This window comes from Mammaliicoccus sp. H-M34, assembly GCF_022386495.1.
GTDB lineage: Bacteria > Bacillota > Bacilli > Staphylococcales > Staphylococcaceae > Mammaliicoccus > Mammaliicoccus fleurettii.
In genome coordinates this window covers 1-23,691 of sequence record NZ_JAJNIK010000002.1, presented here as the reverse complement: position 1 = coordinate 23,691, position 23,691 = coordinate 1, and the positions used below count along the sequence as shown (strand labels likewise).

Genomic DNA, 23,691 nt, shown 5'->3' with positions numbered 1-23,691 from the left:
ATAACAATTTAATAAATGCACTAGGGGTGTTTTAAACTGAGACAGACATGAGAAGGTCTGAACCCTTTGTACCTGATCTAGATGATACTAGCGTAGGAAAGTGTTCGTAAATCATATAATAATATTCATTTATAAATGATAACAATATTTTTGTGCGCTTCTATTTAGATATAGGAGTGCACATTTTTTTATAAAAAAGGAGATAATTAGCATGTCAAAGAGATTAACTTTATCTGATATTTTGGTCACAGTTTTAATTGGTGCTTTATTTGCAATCATTTATAAATTTTTATGGATTCCATATGAAATATTAAAACCTTTAGGATTACATTTAGAACAATCCGTATATGGTTTTTGGTTTATAGCAGCAATTATAACGTATTTAATTATTCAAAAACCAGGTGTAGCTTTACTTGCAGAATTTGCTGCTGGTGCTGGCGAAACAATTGTAATGGGACAATTTGATATACCTACTTTTGTTTATGCATTACTTCAAGGTTTAGCTTGTGAAATTGTATTTTTAGTAGTTCGTTATAAATATAGAAAATTATCAGTTGCTATTGTTGCCGGAATGTTGGCAGGTATTATTACGTTACCGATTGATTGGTTTTATAATTATTTAAGTGATGTTGCATTATGGAATGTAATTTTGATGTTCACAATTAGAATTTTAAGTGGTGCTATTGTAGGCGGCGCTTTAGGATATGCAATTGTAAGAGCGCTTGATCAGACTGGCGTCACTAAACTATTTAGACCTGCATCTAAAAAAGACTATGACTTACTATAGGAGTTAACCAATTGTTATCACTAAAAAATTTAAGACTTAAATACCCAGACGATGAACGCATTATATTTAAAAATTTAGATATTCAAATTAATGATAAAGAGAAAGTACTATTATTAGGTCCAAGTGGTTCAGGAAAAAGTACATTACTAAATGTATTAAACGGCATTATACCTAGGTCATTGGATATTCCAATGAAACTAGATTCTAAAACTATCGACACACTTCCAGGAGTTGTTTTTCAAGATCCTGATACACAATTTTGTATGCCTGAGATTAAAGAAGAATTAGCTTTCGTACTTGAAAATATGAATGTAGATCCCAAAGAGATGGATGGATTGATTAATGAAGCAATGAATAAAGTGAATTTAAATGCTGATGCCTCGTTAAAAATCAACCGTTTAAGTGGTGGTATGAAACAAAAATTAGCTATTGCTTCTATATTATTACAAGATTCTCGAACATTATTTTTAGATGAACCGACAGCTATGCTCGATCATCAATCTACAACGCAACTTTGGGACTTAATAATGCAACATTGGAAAGATCAAACTGTTGTAATTGTAGAACATAAAGTTGATTATATTTGGAATTTTGTCGATAGAGTGATTGTTATGAATGAACAAGGACAAATCACACACGATAGTACTCCATCTGATATATTGGAAAATCATATAGATATTTTAAATCAGTATGGTGTATGGCACCCTCTTTCTTGGAACTATGCACCTCAATTAAAAAATAAATCTTCCGCACAAGAATCTTTATTAACAATTAAAGATTTAGATATTTTAAGAAGTAACAGAAAACTTTTTACAATAGATAACTTAACTATTAATAGTGGTGAATGGATTGCACTTACAGGACAAAACGGTTCTGGTAAGACTACATTTTTAGAAAGTATAATGCAACTTATAAAATATAATGGACAAGTTAAATATAAGAATAAACAATTAAAAAAAGTTAAAGATGCATCTAAACATATGTACTTTGTCTATCAAAACCCAGAATTACAGTTTATAGAAATATCTGTCTTTAATGAAATATTGATAAATTTTTCTTACCAAGACAAAGAAACCGCAATTGTAAAAACTAATGAAATGTTAAATCTTTTAAACTTGTATCATGTTAAAGACCAACATCCTTTTGAACTATCTATTGGCCAAAAGAAACGTTTAAGTGTAGCAACAGCATTAAGTACTAATTCAGAAATTATTTTATTAGACGAACCAACATTTGGTTTGGATAGTCATAATACTTTTGAACTTATCAAGTTATTTCATGAAAGAGTTCGCAAAGGACAAACTATATTAATGATCACGCATGAAAATGAAATAATAGAAAGATATGCTACAAGAACATTAGTCATTAACAATCATCAATTAGACGTTAACGGTGGTGAATCACATGTTAACTAATTGGAAAAAATATTCTACTTTTATAGATGATGTAAATATTTTAACCAAACTTTTATTAGGCATAGTATTATTTTTCTTTGCAATATTTATTCATGATTTTGATTTCATGATTTATTTAACCCTTATAATGTTTATTTATTTAATTATAATGAGTGGTGTTAAATGGTTACCTCTTCTTATTGTAATTATGATTACATTATTCTTTGGATTTACTTCTTCTTTGTTTATGATTTTTTATGGTGAAGGAGATAATACTATATTTCAGTTAGGGATCATTCATATAACAAATGAGAGTTTACTAAGAGGTTTACATGTAACAATGCGTACACTCGTCATTTCATTTTATGGCATGGTCATTCCTTTTACTTCTCAAATTATTTTCGTGTTTTACAGTTTCATGCAACATTTAAAGTTAAAACCTAAAATTGCTTATGCTTTTATGGCTTCAATTAGATTGATACCAATTATGTTTAGTTCATTTATGCAATTAAGACAAGCTTTAAAAATGAGGTATTCAGTTATAGACAAAAGTAATCGTAAAGGATTGAAATGGGTAAATCATTTACTTATACCTACTTTAAGTCAAAGCATTAGAAAGTCTCATAGATTAGCTGTGGCAATGGAAGCAAAGGGATTTACGAATCAAAAAAGAACTTACTATTATAAAGTACCTATTACAATGAAAGATTTATATTTTGTTCTAATGACGATTTTGCTTGTAGTTGTTGCGTACTTATTAAGTATTTATATACCTATAACAAGCATTTCTGATATTAGATAACATTGCGTTATATTTGACCATACCTTTCCCAAAAGAATGAAGTATAACGCAATGTAAAAATGCTTAGGACATAAATCCTAACTCAAAATAAATAAGCATATCACTTAACTGATTTTTTAAAGTTATAGTGATATGTTTATTTTTTATTAAATCTTTCGATTTTGTAAAGTGCATGCTTGCCTAGGGGTATGGTTCGAGCCTGTAGTCTCTCACGCATACTATTCCCTCAGGTGTCAGCACTTCACAAAATCATTACCTACAACTATTTTTATAACTATCTTACGATTTTATTCGTGCATGTTTGCCTAGAGGTATGGCTCAAGTCTGTAGTCTTTCAAGCATACTATTCCCTCAGGCGTCCGCACTTTACAAAATCATTTCAAATTATCTATTTTTTATATCTTACGATTTTGTATGTGCATGCTTGCCTAGGGGTATGGCTCGAGCCTGTAGTCTCTCACACATACTACTCCCTCAGGCGTCAGCACTTCACAAAATCGTTATAATAATCCACATTTATATAGAAAAATAGTAGCACAAATAAACTTAGTTTCCTTGGATATTTTTTAATTTCTCTATATAAAGTCATCTCATAGCATTCTGTTCTTTTACATTGCCAAATCGTAATTCATTTCATATTGATCAATTTAATAAATATATATATTGAACATAGAATAAAATCCACCTATATTATAAATATTTAATTAATATTTGGCATTTTTTAGCGCTGACTCCTGCGGGAAAAGCATGATTCGAAGACTACAGGCTGAGAACATGCCCGCGGAAAGCATGCGCATAAAAAAATGCCAACAAAGTCTATAGTTGCAACAATGATTTTCATAAAAAATAAGAGCAGAAATTCAATTTTAATATTGAATTTCTGCTCTTATAAGATTTCTAGGACATTTATGTCCAAGTTATTTACTTATTTATTAGCTTTTATAGCTTTATGTGCGATGTCTTTTCTATAAAACAACTGATCACTTTTAATTTTACTAACTTGGTTATAAGCATCTTGTTGAGCTGATTCTATATCATCACCCATACCGATAGCTATCATCACTCGACCACCATTGTTCTCATATTGCCCTTTGTCATTCTTTTTCAAAGCACTAACAAAATATTGATTTAAGTGTTCAAGTCCTTCAACTAAATGACCTTTGTCATAGGATCCTGGATAACCTTTAGAGGCAAGTACTACACCCACTACACTTTCATCTTTCCACTCAAGCGTGATAGGTTCTTTTTTATAAACTTTTTCTAAAATTTCTATAAAATCAGAGTCCAATCTAGTTAGGAGTACTTGTGCTTCTGGATCACCAAATCTTGCATTAAATTCTATTACTTTTGGACCATCTTCAGTCAATATAGCACCTATATAAATTAATCCGAAATAGTTGATTCCTTCGCTTACTAAAGCGTCTGCAATAGGTTGTGCTATTTTTTCGTTAGTTTCTTTTAAGATGTCATCAGATATATGAGGAACTGGGCAATATGCTCCCATACCACCTGTATTTGGACCTTTGTCACCATCATATGCACGTTTATGATCTTGAGCGATACAATCGAATGGAACTGCAAACTCATTATTCACAAATGTCATAACTGAATATTCTTCACCATCAAGAAATTCTTCAAAAACAACTTTTTCATTTTGAGTTTGATATAAAGTCTCAACACCTTCTCTAGCCTCATCACGTGTTAATGCAACAATTACTCCTTTTCCAGCAGCTAATCCATCTTTTTTAAGCACTATTGGAATTTTACATTGTTCAACATATTTTTTTGCTTTATCTTTATCCGTAATAGTTTGATATTCAGCAGTTGGAATATTATATTTTTCCATGATTTTTTTTGCAAATTCTTTTGAACCTTCTAATTGAGCAGCTTGTTTATTAGGTCCAAACACTTTAGCATTGGTCTGTTCTAATTCATCTGTTAACCCATCAATTAATGGTTGCTCTGGTCCAATAATTACCCATTCAATTTCATGCTTTACAACAAAATCTCTAATTAATTTATGATCTGTTTCATCTATATCTGAAACTATTGTAGCTACTTCAGTCATCGCATCGTTTCCTGGAATAACAAATACTTTATCAACTAACTCTGAAGTACTACATTTTTTAGCTAATACATGCTCTCTTCCACCCGATCCTATAACAAGTACTTTCATATTGACCTCCTAATGTTTAAAGTGTCTCATACCAGTAAATACCATACTGATTCCATATTTATTAGCCATATCAATTGAATCTTGGTCTTTAATTGAGCCACCAGGTTGAATGATTGTCTTAATTCCAGCTTTTGCAGCTGTTTCAACTGAATCTCCCATTGGGAAAAATCCATCAGACGCTAAAGCAACATTGTCATTCATTTCGATTGCTCTATCAATTGCTATTTTTGCAGAACCTACTCTATTCATTTGACCCGCTCCAACACCGACAGTTTGGTGGTCGTTTGCAAGTACAATTGCATTACTTTTTACTGAACGTACAACTTTCCATGATAATTCTAAAGCTTTCCATTGCGCTTCTGTAGGTTCAACATCAGTTACAACTTTCATCTCATCTCTAGATATAACAGCATTGTCTTTATCTTGTACTAAGTAACCGCCAGATACAGAAACAAATTCTTGTTCATCTTTTGTTTCTGTCATATTAATTTCTAACAATCTAATATTTTTCTTTTTAGTCAATACTTCCAAAGCTTCTTTTTCAAAGCTTGGTGCAATTACAACTTCTAAGAAAATTGAATGTAATGATTCCGCTAGTTTTTTAGTAACTGGTCTGTTTAATGCAACAATCCCACCGAATATAGATTGAGAATCCGCTTCATATGCATAGTCATAAGCTTCTTCGATTGTTTCTCCTACACCTACTCCACATGGGTTCATATGTTTAACAGCTACTGCAGCTGGTTGTTCGAATTTTTTAATAAGTGATAAAGTTGCATCAGCATCTTTAATATTGTTAAAGCTTAATGCTTTACCGTGTAATTGTTTAGCACCAGCTAATGTGTTTGTTTCGTTTGACGTTTTTACAAATGTCGCACTTTGTTGAGGATTCTCACCATATCTTAATTGTTCAGATTCATTTGCGAAAAACTCAACAATTGTTTTGTCATAATCATTTGTATGTTTAAATACTTTAACCATTAAAGATTTGCGATATGTTTCATCAAGTTTATTATTTTCAATACGATCAATGACTTCGTTATAATCTTTCGGGTCAACTACTGTAGTTACAAATTTAAAGTTCTTTGCAGCAGCTCTTAACATTGTTGGTCCGCCAATATCTATGTTCTCAATCGCTTCATCTTCGGTGACATTGTCTTTTTTGATTGTTTCTTTAAATGGATATAAGTTTACAACAACTAGATCAATTAAATCGATATCTTGTTCTTTCAATGCTGATAAATGTTCAGGTATAGAACGATTTGCAAGAATCCCACCATGTACACCTGGATGTAAAGTTTTCACTCTTCCATCCATTATTTCAGGAAAATGTGTTAAATCAGAAACAGAATAAACTTCAACTTTCGCATCTTCTAGTGCTTTTTTAGTGCCACCTGTTGAATATATTTTATAACCATTTTCTATAAGTTTACTTGCAAATTCCTCTATATTTGTTTTATCTGAAACACTTAATATTGCATTCTTCATTTTGTAAAGACTCCTTTATTGAATGATTTCTTTTATGACACGTGGGTATAATTCGTATTCCAAGTTTTGTATTCTTAATTGCAATGTTTCTCTTGTATCGTCTGGATATACAGAACAACTTAATTGATCAATTATTTTACCAGTATCCATACCACTATCAACATAATGTACAGTTGCACCTGTGACACGCACACCATAATCAAGTGCTTGTCCAACAGCATCTTTACCAGGAAAACTCGGTAAAATAGAAGGATGAATATTCAACATTTTACCTTCATATTGTTTCAATAGTGTTGGACCTACAATTCTCATATAACCTGCTAAAATAACCCAGCTCACTCTATCTTGTGATAATTTCGTTAACAGTGCTTCTTCATATTCTTTTTTATCGTCATAAGTTTTTGGATCAATAATATATACTGGTAAATTAAACCGTCTTGCTCTTTCAATACAAAAAGCATTCGGATTATCTGTATATAAAGCAGTAACCTCAATATGATTTAAATATCCTGCTTCAATGTTTTCCATAATTTTTTCGAAGTTTGAACCATTTCCTGAAGCAAATACTGCAATTTTAATCATGATTGAACCCCCGATATATTGACCTTTCCAGTTCCATTTGTAATTCTACCAATAACGAAAGCTTCTTCATTATGCTGTTTTAAAATATTCAAAGTTTCTTCTTGGTCTTCTTTATTAACAATTAGAACAAATCCAATACCCATATTAAATACATTATACATTTCTGAAGCTTCAATATTACCTTGATTTTTTAGCCACTCAAATATTTGTGGTACTTTATATGTACTAACATCTATTTCAGCATCTTTATCATTTGGAATAGCTCTAGGAATATTCTCTATGAAACCTCCACCAGTAATATGCGACATACCTTTCACTTTCACTTTATCTAATACTGAAAGTACTGGTTTAACGTATAGTTTAGTTGGTTCAAGAAACGCTTCTAAGTATGTTCTATTTTCATCAAATTGATCATTTAAATTGATTTTACTTTCTTTAATTAAATTTCTTACAAGACTATATCCATTAGAATGTATACCACTAGATGTTATTCCGATTATAATGTCACCATCATCAACATTACTTCCATCGATGTAATCATCTTTTTCAACCGCTCCAACACAAAAACCAGCAATATCATATTCACCTTGATGATACATTTCACCCATTTCTGCAGTCTCTCCACCAATTAACGCACAATTGGTTTCTTTACAACCTACTGACACTCCAGATACGATTGCTTCAATTGTTTCTGGTTCTACTTTATTTGTTGCAATATAATCAAGAAAATATAAAGGTTCAGCACCAGTCGTCAAAATATCATTAACACACATCGCCACTGCATCAATACCTATCGTGTCGTGTTTATTATAATCAATAGCCAATTTCAGTTTAGTGCCTACACCATCAGTACCCGATACTAAAACGGGTTTCTTCATATTTAATTGAGACAAATCAAATGCTGCACCAAATCCACCTAATCCACCTAGTACTTCTTTTCTCATCGTACTTTGTACATGAGACTTCATTCTATTTACCGCTTCATAGCCCGCTTCTATATCTACACCAGACGCTTTATATGCTTTCGACATTAAGATTACCCTCTTTATCAAAGTATTGTTTGTTATTTTCTAGATAAGCCTTTTGACGTGGACTTAAATTTTCATAATATCTCTCTTCATAATCATATAGCCCTGCAGGATAGTCTCCTGTAAAACTTTCAACACAAAGACCATGATATGGAACATCTTTATCTAAACCTATTGAATGAATTAACCCATCAACAGATAAATATGATAATGAATCTGCACCAATATAATCTCTAATTTCCTCAGGTGATTTATTAGCAGATATTAATTCTGAAGACGTCGAAACGTCAATCCCATAAAAACTAGGAAACATAAATTCAGGTGAAGCAATGCGAACATGTATTTCATTTGCCCCAGCATCCTTTAACATCTTCACAATTCTCTTACTTGTAGTACCTCTAACAATTGAATCATCAACAAGCACAATGTTTTTTCCATGTACGATATCTTTTACAGCTGATAATTTAACACGGACACCTTGTTCACGTAATTCTTGAGTTGGTTGGATAAATGTTCTAGCTACATATTGATTTTTAACTAGACCCATTTCATAAGGTAAGTGGCTTTCTTCTGCAAATCCAGATGCTGCTGAAAGAGATGAGTTAGGAACACCGATAACCATATCTGCATTAGCAACAGGACTTTCTTGGGCTAGTTTTTTACCTGACTCTTTACGAACAGCATGTACGTTTTTACCTGCTATTGTAGAATCTGGTCTAGCAAAATAAATATATTCCATAGCTGATATTGCAGTTGTTGTGTCTTTTGTATAAGACTCAACTCTTATACCATCATCATTAATGACAATAAATTCCCCAGCATGAATATCTCTAATAAACTCTGCGCCAAGAACATCGATTGCACATGTTTCACTTGCAATAATATAAGCACCTGTTTTCATTCTACCTACTGCTAAAGGTCTTATAGCATTTGGATCTACTGCTCCATAAAGTGCATCTTTAGTTAATAATGCGAACGTAAATCCACCTTTTATAATGTTTAAGCTTTCTTTTAGTGCTTCTTCAAAAGTAGGTGCTTTACTTCTTCTAATAAGATGCATAATGACTTCTGTATCAGATGAAGAATGAAAAATTGCGCCTTCCTTTTCTAACTCAATACGTAAACTTTGGGCATTGACCAAATTCCCATTATGACAAACGCCTACACTCATATCATAAAAGTGATATAAAAAAGGTTGAATATTTTCAATACCTTTATTTCCTGATGTCGCATATCTTACATGACCAATAGCATGTTGATTACCTTTAAAAGTTTCTAATTGAACATCAGAAATCGCATCTGTTAGCAATCCTAAACCTCTTTCACCTTTAAGCTCCAGTCCATTTGAAGAAACAATTCCTGCGCCTTCTTGACCTCTATGTTGTAAACTGTGAAGTCCCATATATGTTAATTGTGCAGATTCTGGATGATTCCATATGCCAAACACACCACATTCTTCATTTAAACTCTTGATTTCATGCATTGCGTTATAGCTCCCTTCAACTGTTCATCCAAAGTAGATACATCATATTTAATTTGAGATGAATCATTAGTTAATGTAAATTGAGCATCGTTAGTTACTTTACCTATTTCAACCGCACCATCAATTTCTACTATTTGTTCTTCTTTAGCGATTAAAATGTATCGACCTTGTGTTTCACTAAATAACTGTGCATTTGAAACTGGTACATTTACATCTAATCCTAAATTAAAGTGTGTTGATATTTTTGCTAAACTAATAGCTATACCACCTTTTCCAATTGCTTGGACATGAGAAACCGTGCCTGCATTAATTGCTTCTTTAATTTGTTCGCCACGTTTAACTTCTGCATTTAAATCAATTGAGCTTGGTTCATGGTTTACTTCTGTATATAATAATTTTTCGATTTGACTTCCACCGAAATCGTTATTAGTTTCTCCAACTATATATATGCGTTCATCAACTTTTGGCTCAAAATCATTTAAATAATTAACATCTTCAATTAATCCAACCATTCCAACTACTGGTGTTGGGAAAATTGAAGTTCCTTTCGTTTCATTATATAAAGAGACGTTTCCTGAAACGACTGGTGTATTTAAAGCTTCACATGCTTCAGCCATACCTCGTGTAGAATCTGTTAATTGTTGATAGATTTCTTTCTTCTCTGGAGAACCATAATTTAAACAATCTGTCATCGCTAAAGGTTTTGCACCTACAGAAATAAGATTTCTGTATGCTTCTGCTACAACCATTTTTCCCCCTTCATATGGATTGTTATAAACATATCTTGCTTCTCCATCAATTGTTGACGCAATTGCTTTATTTGTACCTTCTACTCTAACAACACCAGCGCTAATACCTGGTTTAATGATAGTATTTGCTCCAACTTGCTGATCATATTGGTCATAAGCATAATGCTTAGATGCAATCGTTGGATGGTTAATAAGTTTAGTAAACACTTCTTCAACATCAATATGATCATATTGATTTGCATCTTTATGGTGTTCTTTAGCTTCTCCTTCTAAAATATATACTGGTGCTTCATCAGCTAAAGGTTCAACTGGAATATCAGCATAAATTTCGTCCTCATAAGATAATACAAATCTATTAGTATCCGTTACTTCTCCAATTACAGCTGAATCTAATTCATGATGTTCAAACAAATCTAAGAATTTTTGTTCAGTTCCTTTTTCAACTACTAAGAGCATACGTTCTTGTGTTTCAGATAGCATCATTTCGTAAGGAGATATGCCTTCTTCTCGTGTTGGTACTTTTTCTAAATGTAAATGAATACCACTTTCACCTTTAGCTGCCATTTCTGAAGATGATGAAGTTAAACCTGCAGCTCCCATATCTTGAATTCCAACTAATTCTGGATATGTTATCGCTTCTAAAGTAGCTTCCATTAATTTTTTACCTACGAAAGGATCACCTATTTGGACTGATGGTCTTTTGCTTTCAGATGCTTCACTTAATTCTTCTGATGCAAATGTTGCTCCATGTATACCATCTCTGCCAGTTTTTAATCCAACATATATAACAGGATTACCTATTCCTTTAGCAGTACCTTTTTGGATTTTATCGTGTTCGATAATACCGACACACATCGCGTTTACAAGTGGATTACCATCGTAACGACCATCAAATTCAATTTCACCAGCTACTGTTGGAATACCTATACAGTTTCCGTATCCACCCACACCTTTTACTACACCACTAAACAGTCTACGATTCGTCTTGCTTGATAATTCACCAAATCTCAAACTATTTAATAATGAAATTGGTCTCGCACCGATAGATACGATGTCACGAATTATACCTCCGACACCTGTTGCCGCACCTTGATAAGGTTCAATTGCTGAAGGATGATTGTGTGATTCTACTTTGAACACTACCGCTTGATTGTCACCAATATCAACAACACCAGCACCTTCACCAGGTCCCATCAATACATGTTCTCCAGAAGTCGGGAATTGTTTTAAGAATGGTTTAGAATGTTTATAAGAACAATGTTCGCTCCACATAACAGAAAAGATCCCAATCTCTGTGAAATTAGGTTTTCTACCTAATATACTTATTACTTTTTGATATTCTTCATCTGTTAGGCCCATATCTTTATATAAATATTCTTTTTCAATTTCTTCTATACTAGGTTCTAAAAACTTAGACATGTTGTTCCCTCCAACTTTCGATCATAGATTGAAATAATTTGACACCGCTATCTGATCCAAGTAATGTTTCCATTGCACGTTCTGGGTGTGGCATCATACCACAAACATTACCTTCCTTATTTATTATGCCCGCAATATCTTTATATGAGCCGTTTGGATTGTCATTATAAGTTAAAATAATTTGGTTATTTTCTACAAGTTCATTATAAACATCATCAGTACAATAATAATGACCTTCACCATGAGCAACAGGATAAACAACTGTTTCATCTTTTTTATATAGGTTCGTAAATTTAGTTTCATTATTTACAATTGTTAAATGTTCATTTCTACTAACAAATAAATGACTATCGTTATGTAGTAAGGCACCAGGTAATAGCCCAACTTCAGTTAAGATTTGAAATCCATTACAAACACCTAGTACAGGTTTACCTTCGCTAGCAAGTCTTTTTACTTCATTAATAATTGGAGCAACACGAGCCATCGCACCAGATCTCAAATAATCACCAAATGAAAATCCACCAGGTATTAAGACCCCATCAAATCCTTCAAGAGTTGTTTCTCTATAATCTACATATGCTGCCTCAACACCGGAACGTTTAGCAGCATTAAACATATCACGATCGCAATTAGATCCTGGAAATACTAATACAGCTAATTTCATTACGCGTTCTCCTTATCTTCTAGAATTTTAAAGCTATATTCTTCGATTACAGTATTGGCAAATAGTTTTTCACTTAATGTATTTACAACATTTTTGATTGCATTTTCATCTGTTTCATCAACAGTCATATAAATAACTTTACCTACTCTAATATCATTCACTTGCTCATATCCTAAATCATGCACAGCTCTATTTAATGCTTGTCCTTGTGTGTCTAATACTTGTCCTTGTAATGTGATATGCAATTCAATCTTCTTCATTTATAGTTCCTCCAATTTTTTATAAAAAGTTTCATAAGTATCGATTAATGATCCCGTATCTTCTCTATATACATCTTTATCAAAGTTTTCTTTTGTTTCTTTATCCCAAATTCTACAAGTGTCTGGGGATATTTCATCAGCTAATAAAATTTGACCATCTTTTGTAATACCAAATTCGATTTTATAATCGACCAGTATTAAATTCATCTCATTCATTACTTTACTTAACACTTCATTAACTTTTAAAGCTTCATCTTTAATAGTAGAAAGTTGTTCTGTCGATGCGATATTAAGCAAAGCAACATGATCATCTGTAATAAGAGGATCATTTAATTCATCCTTCTTATAAAATAATTCTAATAATGGTTGTTTAAATGTATGACCTTTTTCAAATCCTAATCTTTTACAAATGGATCCAGCAGCTACGTTACGAACTACTACTTCTAATGGAAAGATTTCTACAGATTTAACAAGTTGTTCAGTTTCTGATATTTGCTCAATAAAATGACTTGATACGCCTTTTTGTTTCAATATTCCAAAAATTTTAGAAGTAATTAAATTGTTTAATCTACCTTTACCAATCATTTCATCCTTTTTAGCACCATTACCTGCTGTGACTTCATCTTTATATTCAATTCTCAAAATACCTTCTTGTTCTGTATTAAATACTCTTTTAGCTTTACCTTCATAAAGTAATGACATGTTACTTGTTCCGCCCTTCAAAAGTTTGATTAAATGTTAATTCATCCTTATTTAGATCAAGTGATAGCTTGGTAATGTGCCCCATTTTTCGATTAACTTTATTAATTTTCTTACCGTAAATGTGAACATGCCAATCTGGATGTTTATAAAATTCATTTTGTAAATTTGAGACATCTTGTCCTAATAAATTCATCATAATGGCTGGTTGCAATAAATTAATTTTTTTCGGTAAATGCCAACCTGCAACTGCAAGTACATGTGTATCAAATTGAGAATAGTCACAAGCTTCAATAGAGTAATGCCCTGAGTTATGTGGTCTTGGTGCAATTTCATTAACATATAATTTCAAATCATTTGTTACAAAGAATTCCACAGTGAAAGTACCGATAAAGTGAACTTTAGTCATTATCTTCTTCACTTCATCTATCGCTTGTTCTTCAAGGTCTACACGAGCTGGAACAATTGTCTTATATAGTATTTGATCTCTATGTTCGTTTTCTTGTAGTGGAAAATAAACAGTTTGATCATAAATATCACGAGTTGCTGTTATGGATACTTCTTTATAAAGAGGGAGATATTTTTCAACTACGCATGGTGTATTGGCGATTAGGTTTCTCGCTTCATCTAAATCATTATTAGAATGAATGACAAGTTGACCTTTTCCATCATATCCACCAAAGCGCGTCTTGATAATAAAAGGGAAGCCTATTGTTTCAATCGCTTTATTCAAGTCTTGAGCGTGATTAACCTCTAAAAACGGTACAATGTTTACATTAGCGCTTTCTAATGTTTGTTTTTCAGTTAATCTATCTTGTAATAAAGCAACAGTTTCACTTCCTTGAGGAATATTATAATTATTGGAAAGTGTTTTTAATTGTTGTGCATCTATATTTTCAAATTCATAAGTTACTACTTTAGATATTTCACCTAATTGATTAAGTGCGTCTTCATTTGAATAATCCGCATTTATAAATTCATGAGCGACAAATTGTGCAGGACAATTCTCATCAGGATCAAGTATTGCTACTTTAAATCCTATTTTTTGTGCAGATTGTGCCATCATTTTACCTAATTGTCCGCCACCCACAATACCTATCATGTCACCAGTTTCGAGGTTATAATAAGTCATTTTGCATTTCCTCCACTTTATCGACTAAACTTTTTTCATAATTCACTAATTGTTTTCTTACATCTTCATCCGTCATACCAATCATTCTTGCTGCTAATATTCCAGCATTTTTAGAACCTGCTTTACCAATAGCTGTAGTTGCAACAGGTATTCCACCTGGCATTTGTACTATAGATAATAATGAGTCCATGCCTTTTAAACTTTTCGATTCAATTGGTACACCTATAACTGGAACTGTCGTTAACGACGCTACCATTCCTGGTAAATGTGCAGCTCCTCCTGCTCCAGCGATAATAATATCGATATTTTGACTAGTAGCATTTTTAGCAAAATCAACCATTTCTAATGGTGTTCTATGCGCAGATACAACCTTTTTTTCATATTGAATGCTAAAGTAATCCAGCATGTCACATGCTTCTTTCATAATTGGCCAATCTGAAGAACTACCCATTATTACTGCCACTTTCATGTAGGTCACCCTTTCAAATAGTTGAAATATTTAACTTTTATTGTGTATATTACAGATATAGCATAACAATTGATAATGCTATTTTCAATGGAAAAACGAACATTTTCTATATTTTTTATAAAAATTATTGATTTATGTTCGTATTAAAGGGATAATTTGTATTGTAAACATCATTAAAGTTCGATTTATTATTTAGGAGGCAATTTTCATGGTAGCTAAGATATTAGACGGTAGAGAAATAGCGAAGGCATATAGAGCAGATCTTCAAAGTGAAGTAGAAAAATTAAAAAAGCATAACATCGTACCAAAATTATCTGTAATATTAGTAGGTAATGACGGTGCTAGTAAAAGCTATGTTAATTCGAAAAAGAAAGCAGCCGAAAAGATTGGTATGATATCTGAAATCATACACATGGATGAATCATCAACAGAAGAAGAAGTGCTTAACGAGCTAGACAAATTAAATAATGATGATTCTGTGAGTGGAATTTTAGTGCAAGTACCACTACCTAAACAAGTTTCAGAATCTAAAGTATTAGAAGCAATTAACCCTGAAAAAGATGTAGATGGTTTTAACCCAATTAATATTGGTAGGTTATACACTGGTGAACGTACATTTGTTCCATGTACTCCATTAGGAATTATGGAAATTTTAAAACATGCAGAAATAGATTTAAAAGGTAAAAACGTAGCTGTAATTGGTAGAAGTCATATCGTAGGTCAACCTGTTAGTAAATTATTAACTGATCAAGATGCAACAGTTACGTTGTTACATTCTAAATCAACAAATACTGAAGAAGTATTAAAACAATCAGATGTAATCGTTAGTGCAGTAGGAAATGTACATCTCGTAACTAAAGATTTAGTTAAACCAGGAGCAGTCATTATTGATGTAGGTAACACACCAGATGATGACGGTAAACTTAAAGGTGATGTAGATTTCGAAGCCGTTAAAGAAGTAGCTGGCGCAATTACTCCTGTACCTGGTGGCGTTGGTCCCCTTACAATTACTATGGTGTTAAATAATACATTACTAGCTGAAAAATGGAAAAACGGAATAGAATAAAAAAATATATTAAAATAGGCTGAGACAATTAATTGTCCCAGCCTATTTTAATTTTATTGTCAGTTATTTTTATCAGTCTTCGTGTTCATTTCAGATCCTTCCTGAATCACACGATATAGTACATAAAATTTATACGTTTGTAATACTCATTTTTGGACCGAATGGTTCGAAATGTACATCTGATTGATTGATGTTTAATTTACTTAATTCATCAAAAATTGTATCCATAAATGTTATACCACCACATAGATAAATATCTACGTCTTTATCGATCCATGCTTTTAGTTCGTCACTTGTTAAGTAACCATCTCTTTCTTTTAAGTGATAAGTTACTTTAACATTATTATTCATTGCATTTAATGCAGCTATTTCGTCTTTGAAAGGCACATCTTTTTCTGATTCGTTAACGTGTACGAAATGAACTTCTTTGCCTTTATATCCTTCATCTTCTAACATAGCTAACATTGGTGTAACGCCTGCTCCTGAAGATAATAGTAATATTTTTTTGTCATCTGCTGATTCTACTTTGAAATCACCTGCTGGAGCTGAAATTTCTATTGTATCTCCAACTGAGTAGCTATTGTGTAAGTCGTGTGATACTAGTCCTTTTTTCTCACCGAATCCTTCTTTTTTAACTGCAAATCTAATTTTGCCATCATTTTTAACAGAATAAATTGAATAATGTCTTAATGCTAAATTGTCGTCATTTGTAGGTTTAATACGAACAGTAATATATTGACCAGCTACTAAATCTGGTACTTTAATATTCTCTACTGGTTCTACTTCAAATGATTTCATTGAAGTACCTTGGTATTCAATATTAGTAATTTTAAATGATTTAAAATCTTCCCAAGCTGCTTGTTCATACATTGCTTTTTCCATTTGAATGAATACACCAGCTATTTCACCATATGCTTCTTCCCAAGCATTCATAATATCATCTGTTGCTGCATCACCTAGTACTTCTTTAATTGCTTTTAATAGAAATTCTCCAACTATAGGATAATGTTCTTCTTTTACTTGTAATGCACGATGTTTATGTGCGATTTGATTCACATTAGGTACGATTGCTTCTAAATGATCAATATGTTTAGCTGCTGCTAATACTGTTTGTGCTAATGCTGTTTGTTGTTTACCTTGTTTTTGATTTGATTTATTAAATATGTTTAATAATTCTGGGTGTGCTTCAAACATTCTTTCATAAAATACTTTTGTAATTTCATTTCCGTGTTCTTCTAACACAGGTACTGTTTGTTTGACGATTTCTTTAGTTTGTTCTGATAACATCAGAATCCCCCTCTAAAAGATATATTTTAAATACATCTTTAATTGTAAATAATTTCACAATGTTTATCAACAAATTTTGCAATAGTTTACAAAATTGTCACTTATCAATAAAACATAAATTGAATCATTGTTTTTTACATACAATATTAAGTATAATTAATATATTAAAAGGAGGCTGAACTTTATGAAGCTCACCCAATATACGGACTATTCGTTGCGCGTGCTTATGTATCTTGCTCAACAGAATAAACAATCTCAAATAGAAGAGATTGCGAATTTTTATGGGATTTCTAAAAACCATCTAACTAAAGTAGTTCATCAACTCGTAAAATTAGGCTATTTAAAATCTATAAGAGGAAGAAATGGCGGAATTATTCTCAACAAGTCACCTCAAGATATAAATATCGGGAAACTTGTGCGTTTAACAGAAGATCACTTTGAATTAGTAGAATGCTTTAATATGGAAACTAATACTTGCCCTATCGCATTAAATTGTGGATTACAAGGTGCACTTAATCATGCTTTAAATGAATATCTTCTTACTTTAGATAAATATTATTTAAGTGATATTATCCCCAAAAATACTCTAAAAGAAACACTTTATACTCCTTGATAATTGAAATCGGTCTAAAGGTCGATGTAAATGTGACAACATTGCGATAATATTTTAAATAATAAGGAATTGATGCACGAGTCGTGTTATTCTTTTCTTATAGTTTACAACAAAGGAGTACATAATTATGATGAATAAAATATTACAATCATTAACAGTTCTTGGTGTATCAGCATCATTAGTTACACCTTCTTTAACTGCAAGTGCTACTAGCAATAGTCTGCCACAAATTAAAGGTGTTGAAGGAGACGTTGTTGAAAAAGGTAGCGATTATGATTCATTAAAGGGAATTAAAGCATATGATAAAGAAGACGGTGACTTAACTAACAAGATTAAAGTTACTGGTGATGTAGATACTTCTAAATTAGGAAAATACAAAGTACAGTATAAAGTTACGGATTCTGATGGTGGATATCGAACTAAATGGCACTATGTTTATGTAGTAAAAGAAGGTTCTTTAAATGGAACAAAAGATAAAGCGACTGATGATAAAGACAAATCTAAAGCTGAAGTAGCTTCTAATAAAAAGACTTCAACTAAAAACTTAGATGACAATATGCCTCTTATTACGGTACCTACTAAAGACTTAGTATACCAAGGCGATCACTTTGACCCAATGAAAGGTGTTAAAGGTGTAGATAAAAAAGATGGCGACATAACTGATAAAGTTTCAGTTAAAGGTGATATTGACACTTCAAAAACTGGCTTACAATATATAACTTATCATGTTAAAGATTCTGATGGTTATTACTACACATATAAACGCGGAGTTTACGTAAACGATGCTGAATTAGCACCTAATCCAGAAATGACAGGTGTCAAAGATACTACAGTTAAAAAAGGTGAAGATTTCGACCTTTTAAAAGATGTAAAAGCTAAAGACAAGTCAGGAAAAGATTTAACTTCAGACATAGTAACGAGTGGCGAAGTAAATACTCATAAACCTGGTGAATATAAAGTTGGATATGCAGTGTCAGATTCTGATGGTCATATCACTGCTCAAGGAAGAACAATTACAGTGAAATAAAATAAAACGCTCAATCCGAAAATTAACGGATTGAGCGTTTTATTTTTATTAGGAAATTTATCATACATAATTGAATTTTTATTACATTTTAATTTTTCATAATATCCTGAAAAATCAATGTTTTTGCTAATTTTTGATTGTTTTTATAGATTTAAAAACCATTTTAAAATGTACACAAAAATTTAACATTTAGGTAAAATCCCGTCATATCAAAGGTTTTTTTATACTTTTCGGAATTATAACGCTTACACTCCGTTTGATAGCCTTGTAAATATGTGCAAATCCTTTAAAATTGAGGTCTAGCCATATATATAGGTATATAGAAAATTTGGGAGGTAAAAAACGTGGCAAAGTTAAAGTCAATACTTCTCATGTCAACATTAGGTATTTTACTTAGTGGTTGTTCAAATTTAGAAGTATTAAACCCCAAAGGCCCGATGGCAGAAGATTCTCGTTTCTTAATTATCTTTTCAATTATAATGATGGTCTTCATAGTCATTTTGGTCTCAGTTTTGTTTTTAATATTTATTATAAAATATAGAAAAACAAAAAACGAATCAACTGGTACAATGCACCACAACTTCATCTTAGAAGCAGTATGGTTTATAATTCCTGTTATCATACTTGTGATACTGGCTGTACCAACAATTAAATCTCTTTATTCTTATGAAGAACCACCTAAATCTGATGAAGATCCAGTAGTTATTTATGCTACAAGTGCTGGTTATAAATGGTTCTTTAGTTATCCAGATGAAAAGGTTGAAACAGTCAATCATGTAACTATTCCAGAAGGTCGCCCAGTTTTATTTAAACTGCAATCTATGGATATGATGACAAGTTTCTGGATTCCACAATTAGGTGGACAGAAATATGCCATGACAAGCATGACAATGGATTGGACATTGCAAGCTAATGAAACTGGTTCCTTTAAAGGAAGAAACTCAAACTTTAATGGTGAAGGTTTCTCAAGACAAACATTTAACGTAAATTCAGTAAGTTCAGAAGACTACGATAAATGGGTTTCAAAATCTCAAAAACGTAAAACAATTGATCAAGATACATTCGATCACCAACTTTTACCTACAACTCAGAATCAGGAACTTACTTATAGCGGTACACATTTAGCATATGTTGATCCGGCTTCAGATCCGGAATATATCTTCCATGCATTTAAACGTTTCCGTTATGAACCAAAAGATCCAAACTTCTATGACGAAAGTGAAGGCGTAACTGATAAGCCGGTATTACCTGCTCGTAAAGTAACTGTTACTAACCCTAACTATGAACGTCATGGAATGAAACCTATGATTCTTCCAAATAATGAAAAATATGATAGTGACTTCAAGAAAGACGAAAAACATCATATGGACGAAATGGAAAAAATCCAAGAAGATGCTAAATCTGAAGATGAAAAGAAAGATGAGCAATCTTCAAATAAAAACCATGGAGGTGACAAGTAATGAATTTTCCATGGAATGAATTTATCGTACAAAGCGACTGGATGATTACAATGGCGCAAGTCATGCTTGTATTAACAGGTATCTGCGTCGTTGGTGGATTAACTTATTATAAAAAATGGAAATGGTTATATACTGAATGGTTAACTTCAGTCGACCATAAAAAAATCGGTGTAATGTATATTCTTTCTGCAATCATTATGTTCTTCCGTGGTGGTGTAGATGCTCTTCTTATCCGCCTACAATTAATGACACCAGATAATACATTACTAGAATCTCAGCACTATAATGAAATCTTTACAACACATGGTGTTATCATGATTATCTTCATGGCTATGCCGTTCTTAATTGGTTTAATGAACGTTGTTGTACCATTACAATTAGGTGCTCGAGATGTTGCATTCCCAATGTTAAATAACTTAAGTTTCTGGTTATTTGCTGCCGGAATGGGATTATTCAATATTTCATTCGTACTTGGTGGTGCTCCAGCTGCTGGTTGGACAAACTATGCTCCACTTGCAACTGATTTCAGTCCAGGTACTGGTATCAATTATTATTTAATTGCAATACAAATTGCAGGTATTGGTACGTTAATGACTGGTATTAACTTCTTTGTTACTATCTTAAAATTACGTACTAAATCTATGAAATTTATGCAAATTCCGATGTTCTCAATGACAACATTAATTACATCATTATTAATCATCTTAGCCTTCCCTATTTTAACTGTCGCTCTTGCATTAATGACTTTCGACCGTTTAATGGGAACAAACTTCTTTGAAGTAGCTAATGGTGGTATGCCAATGCTATGGGCTAACTTCTTCTGGGTTTGGGGTCACCCTGAAGTATATATACTTGTATTACCAGCATTCGGTATTTATTCAGAAATTATCCCAACATTTGCTAGAAAACGTTTATTCGGACATCAAAGTATGGTCTGGGCAACAAGTGGTATTGCATTCTTAAGTTTCTTAGTTTGGGTTCACCATTTCTTCACAATGGGTAATGGTGCATTAGTAAACTCATTCTTCTCAATAACTACAATGTTAATCGCAGTACCAACCGGTGTTAAAATATTCAACTGGCTATTCACCTTGTATAAAGGACGAATTTCCTTTGAATCACCAATGCTATTCTCATTAGCATTCATTCCTAACTTTACATTAGGTGGTGTTACAGGTGTCATGCTTGCTATGGCAGCTGCAGACTATCAATACCACAATACGTATTTCTTAGTGGCACATTTCCACTACGTAATTATTGCTGGTGTTGTATTCGCATGTTTCGCAGGTTTAATTTTCTGGTATCCAAAAATGTTTGGTTACAAATTAAATGAAAAAATCAATCAATGGTTATTCTGGACATTTACTCTAGGATTTAACTTATGTTTCTTACCACAATTCTTACTTGGCTTAGATGGTATGCCACGTCGTTTATACAAATACACTCAATCAGATGGATGGTTCTCATTAAACTTCATCTCAACAATCGGTGCATTCTTGATGGGTATAGGATTCTTAGCGTTAGTTTGGAACGTAGTATATAGTTACGGTAAAGCTAAACGTGAAGCAAATGGTGACAACTGGAACGGTTTAGGTAGAACATTAGAATGGGCTACTGCTTCAGCAATGCCACCACATTACAACTTTGCAATCACACCAAAATGGTATGATACTGAAACATTTGTAGAAATGAAACAAAATGGTAAACACTACCTTGATGATCATGACTATAAAGATATTCATATGCCAAATAATACACACGTTGGTTTCTGGATGGCAGTTTGTTTCCTATTCGGAGGTTTCTTCTTAGTATTTGAAACGTATATTCCAGCAATTATCTTTGGTATAGGCGTATTAGCATGTATGGTATTTAGAAGTTTCGAAAAAGACTACGGTTACCATATTCATGCTGAAGAATTAGAAGAAAATGAAGCAAAATTACGTGAATTGCGCAAACAAGAATTACAGGAAAAGGAGGACAATAAAGATGAGTAATGAACAACATAAAACAATTGATACTGTTAATGAAACAGGCCAATTAAACAAACTCGGATTTTGGGTCTTTCTTACTGCAGAAGTTGCGTTATTCGGTACTTTATTTGCAACATTCTTAGTATTACAAAAAAGTGGTTCTTACGGTGGTTTTACTACACCAGAACTATTTGAATTACCATTAGTAATGATAATGACATTCCTTTTATTAGTAAGTAGTTACACTTGTGGTATCGGTGTACATTACATGCGTAAAGAAAATGTCAAAATGATGATGGTATGGATGATCATCACATTATTACTAGGTGCAGGATTCGTTGGATTTGAAGTATACGAATTCACACATTATGTTCATGAAGGTGTTACACCACAATTAGCATCATTCTGGTCTGGATTCTTTATACTTTTAGGAACACATGGTCTTCATGTTACTTTAGGTGTATTCTGGATAACAGGCGTATTAATTCAAATTGCTACACGTGGATTAAACGAACATAATGCACCAAAAGTATTTATCGGAAGCTTATATTGGCATTTCCTTGATGTTGTATGGATCTTTATCTTTACACTAGTTTATCTTGTAGGGATGGTGAGTGGATCATGAATAAAACAGTCGTTACGCATACAGTCGGTTTAATATTTTCAATTTTACTTACGTTGTTAGCTGTTTATGTTATGTTATACACTGGCATGTCACTACAAGTAAGAACTTCAATTATTATAGGATTTGCATTTATACAAGCATTAGTTCAATTATTAATGTTCATGCATTTAACAGAAGGACCAGATGGACGTGCAACAGCCTTCAAAGTACTATTCGCAGTAATTATTACTTTATTAGTAGTAATCGGTACTTATTGGGTTATGGTTGGCGGACATAGTGCCCATATGTAATACCTATATATTAAAAGCCACTCTGAATAGAGTGGTTTTTTTAATTTTGTTTTTATGAGGGAATATTGGGGGCTCTTGCTTACACTTCTCTCCACTTGTGTGAATATGGATGTTCTTGCTTACACTTCTTTCCACTTGTGTGAATATGGGCACCCTTGCTTACACTTCTTTTTAGTTATGTGAATATAGATGTCCTTAGTTACACTTCTCTCCACTTGTGT

Annotated in this window: 22 protein-coding genes, 1 pseudogene and 1 riboswitch; of the genes and pseudogenes, 11 read left to right on the top strand and 12 right to left on the bottom strand. The window is 32.4% G+C overall.

Annotated elements, in window-relative coordinates:
- The first annotated feature begins 12 nt into the window (after nt 1-12).
- A riboswitch (TPP riboswitch) is annotated at nt 13-116 on the top strand.
- A gap of 95 nt (nt 117-211) precedes the next feature.
- Genes LQ608_RS02355 through LQ608_RS02345 form a run of 3 tightly spaced genes read left to right on the top strand, consistent with a single transcriptional unit; the run spans nt 212 to nt 2,983 of the window.
- Entirely contained in the window at nt 212-787 is a 576-nt protein-coding gene (locus LQ608_RS02355; RefSeq protein WP_239749392.1) for an ECF transporter S component, read from the top strand.
- Nucleotides 788-798: 11 nt separating this feature from the next.
- The gene (locus LQ608_RS02350) at nt 799-2,202 is read left to right on the top strand and encodes an ABC transporter ATP-binding protein (RefSeq protein WP_239749391.1); all 1,404 of its coding nucleotides are present in this window, start codon (nt 799-801) and stop codon (nt 2,200-2,202) included.
- Complete coding sequence (locus LQ608_RS02345; protein WP_239749390.1) at nt 2,192-2,983, top strand: energy-coupling factor transporter transmembrane component T family protein; 792 nt, start codon at nt 2,192-2,194, stop codon at nt 2,981-2,983. Before LQ608_RS02350 ends, LQ608_RS02345 begins: the two co-directional genes overlap by 11 nt.
- A gap of 925 nt (nt 2,984-3,908) precedes the next feature.
- On the opposite strand, the gene purD is transcribed toward LQ608_RS02345, so the two are convergent.
- The 11 genes from purD to purE are packed head-to-tail and all read right to left on the bottom strand — an operon-like array spanning nt 3,909 to nt 15,132.
- Nucleotides 3,909-5,159 carry a phosphoribosylamine--glycine ligase gene (purD, locus tag LQ608_RS02340; RefSeq protein ID WP_239749389.1) on the bottom strand — a complete coding sequence of 417 codons (1,251 nt, stop codon included), beginning with the start codon at nt 5,157-5,159 and terminating at the stop codon, nt 3,909-3,911.
- Nucleotides 5,160-5,168: 9 nt separating this feature from the next.
- A complete protein-coding gene (gene purH / locus LQ608_RS02335) occupies nt 5,169-6,647 on the bottom strand; it encodes a bifunctional phosphoribosylaminoimidazolecarboxamide formyltransferase/IMP cyclohydrolase (RefSeq protein WP_239749388.1) in 1,479 nt (492 codons plus the stop codon).
- 15 nt (nt 6,648-6,662) lie between these two features.
- Nucleotides 6,663-7,229 carry a phosphoribosylglycinamide formyltransferase gene (gene purN / locus LQ608_RS02330; protein ID WP_078356771.1) on the bottom strand — a complete coding sequence of 189 codons (567 nt, stop codon included), beginning with the start codon at nt 7,227-7,229 and terminating at the stop codon, nt 6,663-6,665.
- The gene (gene purM / locus LQ608_RS02325) at nt 7,226-8,260 is read right to left on the bottom strand and encodes a phosphoribosylformylglycinamidine cyclo-ligase (RefSeq protein WP_239749387.1); all 1,035 of its coding nucleotides are present in this window, start codon (nt 8,258-8,260) and stop codon (nt 7,226-7,228) included. The genes purN and purM overlap by 4 nt, the downstream gene beginning before the upstream one ends.
- Entirely contained in the window at nt 8,244-9,740 is a 1,497-nt protein-coding gene (purF, locus tag LQ608_RS02320; RefSeq protein WP_239700535.1) for an amidophosphoribosyltransferase, read from the bottom strand. Before purF ends, purM begins: the two co-directional genes overlap by 17 nt.
- Entirely contained in the window at nt 9,719-11,908 is a 2,190-nt protein-coding gene (purL, locus tag LQ608_RS02315; RefSeq protein ID WP_239749386.1) for a phosphoribosylformylglycinamidine synthase subunit PurL, read from the bottom strand. Before purL ends, purF begins: the two co-directional genes overlap by 22 nt.
- Nucleotides 11,901-12,572: a phosphoribosylformylglycinamidine synthase subunit PurQ gene (gene purQ / locus LQ608_RS02310; protein ID WP_239749385.1), complete on the bottom strand. Its 672-nt coding sequence runs from the start codon at nt 12,570-12,572 to the stop codon at nt 11,901-11,903. Before purQ ends, purL begins: the two co-directional genes overlap by 8 nt.
- The gene (gene purS, locus LQ608_RS02305; RefSeq protein ID WP_239749384.1) at nt 12,572-12,832 is read right to left on the bottom strand and encodes a phosphoribosylformylglycinamidine synthase subunit PurS; all 261 of its coding nucleotides are present in this window, start codon (nt 12,830-12,832) and stop codon (nt 12,572-12,574) included. The genes purQ and purS overlap by 1 nt, the downstream gene beginning before the upstream one ends.
- On the bottom strand, nt 12,833-13,534 hold the full coding sequence (gene purC, locus LQ608_RS02300) for a phosphoribosylaminoimidazolesuccinocarboxamide synthase (RefSeq protein ID WP_239749383.1): 702 nt from the start codon (nt 13,532-13,534) through the stop codon (nt 12,833-12,835).
- A gap of 1 nt (nt 13,535) precedes the next feature.
- Nucleotides 13,536-14,663 carry a 5-(carboxyamino)imidazole ribonucleotide synthase gene (purK, locus tag LQ608_RS02295; RefSeq protein WP_239749382.1) on the bottom strand — a complete coding sequence of 376 codons (1,128 nt, stop codon included), beginning with the start codon at nt 14,661-14,663 and terminating at the stop codon, nt 13,536-13,538.
- A complete protein-coding gene (gene purE / locus LQ608_RS02290) occupies nt 14,650-15,132 on the bottom strand; it encodes a 5-(carboxyamino)imidazole ribonucleotide mutase (protein ID WP_078356763.1) in 483 nt (160 codons plus the stop codon). Before purE ends, purK begins: the two co-directional genes overlap by 14 nt.
- A gap of 208 nt (nt 15,133-15,340) precedes the next feature.
- Between purE and folD the strand changes: the two genes are divergently transcribed.
- The gene (gene folD, locus LQ608_RS02285) at nt 15,341-16,198 is read left to right on the top strand and encodes a bifunctional methylenetetrahydrofolate dehydrogenase/methenyltetrahydrofolate cyclohydrolase FolD (protein ID WP_239749381.1); all 858 of its coding nucleotides are present in this window, start codon (nt 15,341-15,343) and stop codon (nt 16,196-16,198) included.
- 129 nt (nt 16,199-16,327) lie between these two features.
- Here folD and LQ608_RS02280 read toward each other — a convergent pair whose 3' ends face one another.
- Nucleotides 16,328-17,485, bottom strand: a complete 1,158-nt coding sequence (locus LQ608_RS02280; protein WP_239749380.1) for a globin domain-containing protein — start codon at nt 17,483-17,485, stop codon at nt 16,328-16,330.
- A 184-nt stretch (nt 17,486-17,669) separates the two neighbouring features.
- On the opposite strand from LQ608_RS02280, the gene LQ608_RS02275 reads away from it, so the two are divergent.
- From LQ608_RS02275 to qoxD, 7 genes and pseudogenes are all read left to right on the top strand, one after another.
- Nucleotides 17,670-18,098: an RrF2 family transcriptional regulator gene (locus tag LQ608_RS02275; RefSeq protein ID WP_239749379.1), complete on the top strand. Its 429-nt coding sequence runs from the start codon at nt 17,670-17,672 to the stop codon at nt 18,096-18,098.
- A gap of 130 nt (nt 18,099-18,228) precedes the next feature.
- A pseudogene (locus tag LQ608_RS02270) lies at nt 18,229-18,519 on the top strand (immunoglobulin-like domain-containing protein); the annotation flags it as partial.
- A gap of 135 nt (nt 18,520-18,654) precedes the next feature.
- Nucleotides 18,655-19,125 (top strand): immunoglobulin-like domain-containing protein, encoded by a 471-nt coding sequence (locus tag LQ608_RS02265; protein ID WP_275583017.1) that lies wholly within the window; start codon nt 18,655-18,657, stop codon nt 19,123-19,125.
- 344 nt (nt 19,126-19,469) lie between these two features.
- Complete coding sequence (gene qoxA / locus LQ608_RS02260; protein ID WP_078356758.1) at nt 19,470-20,585, top strand: cytochrome aa3 quinol oxidase subunit II; 1,116 nt, start codon at nt 19,470-19,472, stop codon at nt 20,583-20,585.
- The gene (gene qoxB, locus LQ608_RS02255) at nt 20,585-22,579 is read left to right on the top strand and encodes a cytochrome aa3 quinol oxidase subunit I (RefSeq protein WP_239749378.1); all 1,995 of its coding nucleotides are present in this window, start codon (nt 20,585-20,587) and stop codon (nt 22,577-22,579) included. The genes qoxA and qoxB overlap by 1 nt, the downstream gene beginning before the upstream one ends.
- On the top strand, nt 22,572-23,180 hold the full coding sequence (gene qoxC, locus LQ608_RS02250; protein ID WP_078356756.1) for a cytochrome aa3 quinol oxidase subunit III: 609 nt from the start codon (nt 22,572-22,574) through the stop codon (nt 23,178-23,180). The genes qoxB and qoxC overlap by 8 nt, the downstream gene beginning before the upstream one ends.
- Nucleotides 23,177-23,470, top strand: coding sequence for a cytochrome aa3 quinol oxidase subunit IV (gene qoxD, locus LQ608_RS02245; RefSeq protein WP_239749377.1), 294 nt, complete (start codon nt 23,177-23,179; stop codon nt 23,468-23,470). The genes qoxC and qoxD overlap by 4 nt, the downstream gene beginning before the upstream one ends.
- Nucleotides 23,471-23,691 lie beyond the last annotated feature (221 nt).